The organism is Mucilaginibacter sp., assembly GCF_028288105.1.
In the GTDB taxonomy this organism is placed as follows: domain Bacteria; phylum Bacteroidota; class Bacteroidia; order Sphingobacteriales; family Sphingobacteriaceae; genus Mucilaginibacter.
In genome coordinates this window covers 1-4,330 of record NZ_JAQBOI010000015.1, presented here as the reverse complement: position 1 = coordinate 4,330, position 4,330 = coordinate 1, and the positions used below count along the sequence as shown (strand labels likewise).

Sequence of the window (4,330 nt, the reverse complement as noted above, 5' to 3'; positions counted from 1 at the left end):
GTATGTTTAACATAACTTAATCTATCTTCGCATTCAAATTATAATCGCATTTTCATGGCAAAGGCATCTGAAATTAAAGTAGGAAATATATTACGTTATAACGGCGAACTGGTAACCGTTACAGAAGTTATGCACCGTACCCCAGGTAAAGGTGGTGCTTTTTATTTAGATAAATTCCGGAATATTAAAACCGGAAAAATTGTAGAGGCCCGTTTAGCTACCGACGAGCAGGTTGAAATTTGCCGCGTAGAAACCAATGACTATCAATACCTATATGACGAGGGCGAGTTTATGGTGATCATGAATAATGAAACTTATGATCAGTTTAATATCTCAAAAACACTGTAGGGCCCGTCTGTAAGGTTCCTGAAAGAGGGAATGAACGTAATTGTATCGTTTGAAAGCGAAGAACCTATCATGGCGCAAATGCCAAACAGCGTAGAGCTGGAAATTACTTATTCTGAACCGGCAGTAAAAGGCGATACCTCCTCGGGCGCGCTAAAAACCGCGACTACAGAAAATGGCGTTGAAATAAAAGTACCATTATTTGTAAACCAGGGCGATAAAGTAAAGGTAGATACCCGCACCGGAGAATATTTAGAGCGTGTGAAATAGGTTATGCTCCGGATGATCGGTCATTGAATAGCCTTCGACGACGGCTATAATTTTAAAACAATTCGTAGAATATTTTATTGAATAGCTATGATAACAGTGATCGGCATTTTTGAAGACATAAACCTTGCCGAAGAGGCAAGCTCTTACCTGTTGGGAAATGAATTTACAAGTGAAAATATTGATATTCACACCAACGGGCAACAAACCAATGAACAGGAAGACCGTGTAGGCGACTTTTTCAGCCACCTTATAGATGATGAAAAACAAGCCGCGCACTTTGCCTCGTTAGGGCGAAAAGGCTCTATTGTTACCGTTCATGCTATCTCGCCAAGGGAAGCACAGGAAGCGGTAGACGTGTTAAATAACTACGGCGCGATGGATGTAAATGCATCTGATGACAGTCCTTTACGAAGTCAAATAATTGAACGGATAGTTGACGATAACAAACGCTTAAGGGGAAATTATCCTGCTACTAAATAATCAAGTACATGGAAATTAAACGCAACGGCTCACAGCCTTCAGGAAAAGGTCCCGCAGAATATTTTACCGGATCAGTACGCATCGATCCGCTTATTAATCCACCTGAACCATCCCGTGTGGCAATGGCGCTGGTTACTTTTGAACCAGGTGCCCGTACGGCCTGGCACACTCATCCGTTAGGCCAAACTTTAATTATTACAGCAGGATCGGGCTGGGTGCAACACGAAGGTGAAGCAAAACAAGTAATTCATCAGGGAGATGTTGTGTACTTCGCCCCGGGCGAAAAGCATTGGCATGGCGCTACCGCTACCACCGCGATAAGCCATATCGCTATTCAGGAAAAATTAAATGGTTCGCCGGTTGATTGGATGGAACAGGTAACCGACGAACAGTATAATAAGTAAGCCTTACAGGCGCTTAATGGTACCGTAAATTACGGGCGTATTCTCAGATCAATTTATCGGGTGTAATAGGAAGCTCCCTGATCCGTTTTCCGGTTGCATTATAAACGGCATTGGCAACGGCCGCGGCTACACCAATAAGTGATATTTCCCCAATACCTTTTGTACCAATAGGGTTAATTATAGGGTCAGGCTTGTTAATAAATATAGCTTCTATCTGAGGTATATCTGCATTTACCGGCACATGATAATCTGCAAAATTGCCGTTTACATACCTGCCAAACCGGTCATCAAAAACAGCTTCTTCGGTCATGGCCATGCCAATCCCTCCTACCGCACCACCAATCATTTGGCTCCTAGCTGTTTTATAGCTCACAATTTTACCCGCATCTACCACAGCCACCACATTCTTAATTTTAACAACACCTGTTAGTGGATGAACATACACTTTTGCAAAGTGTGCCGAAAAAGAATACATCGAATACTTTTTTGCCTCTTCGTTAGCTATTGATTCCTGGGTTATTTCCAGGAATGGTAAATTATTCTGACTCAAAACCTTTGCATAGTCAATATCATCGGTACTGTTTTCTGGTTTGCCCGCCAGGGTGTTTAGTTTTTGTTTTAAAGCGACACAAGCATCGTGCACAGCTGAACCTACTGATGATACCGTAGCAGAACCACCCTGGGTAGGCGCAACCGGGAAGGAGGAATCGCCTAATTCAAATACTATTTTTTCGGCCGGGATCTTAAGAATATCCGCGGCTATCAGCACCATCGAGGTTGCCGTACCTGGCCCGATATCGCTTGTAGCGCTCTGAATATTTACAGTGCCATTAGGCATTAATTTAATTTTGGCCAGCGAACGCGAACGGTAGGCACCAAATGCACCACATCCAATTCCATATCCTACCAGCCATTCTCCATCGTTATTAGTGCCGGGCTTTGCCTTGCGGTTAGACCAGCCGATACTATCGGCACCCTTTTGGTAACACTCTTTAAGATACTTGCTTGACCACGGCAGGTTTTTTTCAGGGTCAGTTTCCGCGTAATTTTTAAGCCTTAATTCGATAGGATCCATATTTAACGAGTACGACAACTCATCAAGCGCCGATTCCAAGGCGAATGATCCCGTTGCCTCGCCCGGGCCACGCATTGGTGCAGGCACCCCAACATTCAACGGTACCACCTTATACTGGGTATTTACATTGGGGCTGCTATATAAAAATCTTGAAACGTTAACAGACCTTTCGGTAAACTCTTCGTAAACCGCGGTTTGCGAATGCGATTCGTGGCTGATGCCAACAATCTTACCATCGGCTGTAGCGCCTATACCTACCTTTTGAACAGTATGCGGGCGATAGCCCACCAAAGTGAACATTTGCTCGCGGGTAAGGGTAAGTTTAACGGGCCTGTTCAGCATTTTTGCAGCTTGTACTGCGGCAACCTCGTGTGGCCATGTACGCAGGGATGATCCAAATGCCCCTCCAACAAAACGCGAATTGATCTGTACATTCTTTGGATCGAGCTGAAAAGCATTGGCGATAGCCCTTTGCGAGCTGATAACCCCTTGCGATTTGGTATACAGGGTAATTTTATCATCGCCTGTCCAAAATGCAGTGGTTACGTGCAACTCCATTGGGTTGTGCATTTCAGATGGCAGCGTGTACTCCTGCTCTACTTTAATCGGGGCATTTTTATAGGCATAGGCCTCGCCGCGTAAGTAGTCCTTATTATTCTGCGGACTAACACCCTTATCAATATTTTTATTAAAGTTGGTTTCAAATGGTTGTGCCTGATAAGTAGCTTTTACTAAGCTGGCAGCGTTTGTTGCCCTTTCAAAGGTATCGGCAACTACCAACGCAATAGGCTGGCCATTAAAGTAAACCTGGTTGTCATTAAATAACTTTAGTCCTTTAATGCGTGTAGATGCTTCCGGCTGATAACCGGGCACTTTTGTAGCGTTAAATGGAGTAATAACCGCCAGTACACCCGGTGCGCGTAATGCGGCTTTACTGTCGATAGCCGTTACCGTTCCGCTGGCAATTGTAGCCGGAACAAGCACACCATAAGTTAAGCCTGGCAAATCATATTCGCCAGAGTATTTAGCGCCTCCGGTTACTTTTAATCTGCCGTCTACCCTACTTAACGAATCTCCTATGGTCTCTTTTTTCATGACAATACCTTGTTTGCTGATGAAAGATGTTTTTTCTGTGATCTGTACCAATGCAATACGCTCATACAGAGCTTTATGCCTTTAACCCCGACGCCGTTTTTAAGGCCTGCAAGAGGGTATTTGGTGCTAAAGTCAATTTAAATTTATTGTGCTCATAAGCTTTAGCGCCCTGCATGGCTATTTGTGCCGCTTGTTTAAACACATCTAAACTAACAGGCTTACCTTTCAGGAAAGCTTCTGTTTCGGTTAGGCGCCATGGTTTATGTGCCACCCCGCCCATTGCCAGTCTTGCTCCCTGTATAGTGTTATTCTCTATATTTAAGGCTACTGCTGCCGATACCAGTGCAAATGCATACGATGTTCTGTCGCGCACTTTTAAGTAATGCACATTTTTATTAAACGGTGAAGCAGGTAAATCAACCGAAGTTATCAGCTCCCCTTTTTGCAAAGTGTTATCCAATTCAGGGTGTTGGCCGGGCAGCCTATGGAAATCTGAAATTTTTATAGCCCGTTTACCTTTAACACCACTTACGTGCACTATAGCATCAAGCGCGGTTAAAGCTACGTTCATATCGCTTGGGTTTACCGCAATGCACTTATCGCTGGCCCCAAATAGGGCGTGCATACGGTTATAACCCTCTAAAGCGCCGCACCCCGATCC

Annotated in this window: 4 protein-coding genes and 1 pseudogene; 3 read left to right on the top strand and 2 right to left on the bottom strand. The window is 44.3% G+C overall.

Annotated features, from left to right (window positions below):
- The first annotated feature begins 54 nt into the window (after window positions 1-54).
- The 3 genes and pseudogenes from efp (at window position 55) to JWQ85_RS00895 (ending at window position 1,499) form a co-directional block, all read left to right on the top strand.
- Window positions 55-615: pseudogene (efp, locus tag JWQ85_RS00905) on the top strand (elongation factor P).
- Window positions 616-702: 87 nt separating this feature from the next.
- Window positions 703-1,095 (top strand): hypothetical protein, encoded by a 393-nt coding sequence (locus JWQ85_RS00900; RefSeq protein WP_299462512.1) that lies wholly within the window; start codon window positions 703-705, stop codon window positions 1,093-1,095.
- Window positions 1,096-1,103: 8 nt separating this feature from the next.
- Window positions 1,104-1,499 (top strand): cupin domain-containing protein, encoded by a 396-nt coding sequence (locus JWQ85_RS00895; RefSeq protein ID WP_299462509.1) that lies wholly within the window; start codon window positions 1,104-1,106, stop codon window positions 1,497-1,499.
- 43 nt (window positions 1,500-1,542) lie between these two features.
- On the opposite strand, the gene JWQ85_RS00890 is transcribed toward JWQ85_RS00895, so the two are convergent.
- Both JWQ85_RS00890 and JWQ85_RS00885 read right to left on the bottom strand, forming a co-directional pair.
- Window positions 1,543-3,669, bottom strand: a complete 2,127-nt coding sequence (locus JWQ85_RS00890) for a xanthine dehydrogenase family protein molybdopterin-binding subunit (protein WP_299462506.1) — start codon at window positions 3,667-3,669, stop codon at window positions 1,543-1,545.
- A gap of 73 nt (window positions 3,670-3,742) precedes the next feature.
- On the bottom strand, window positions 3,743-4,330 hold a 588-nt coding region (locus tag JWQ85_RS00885; protein WP_299462503.1), incomplete at its 5' end, for an FAD binding domain-containing protein.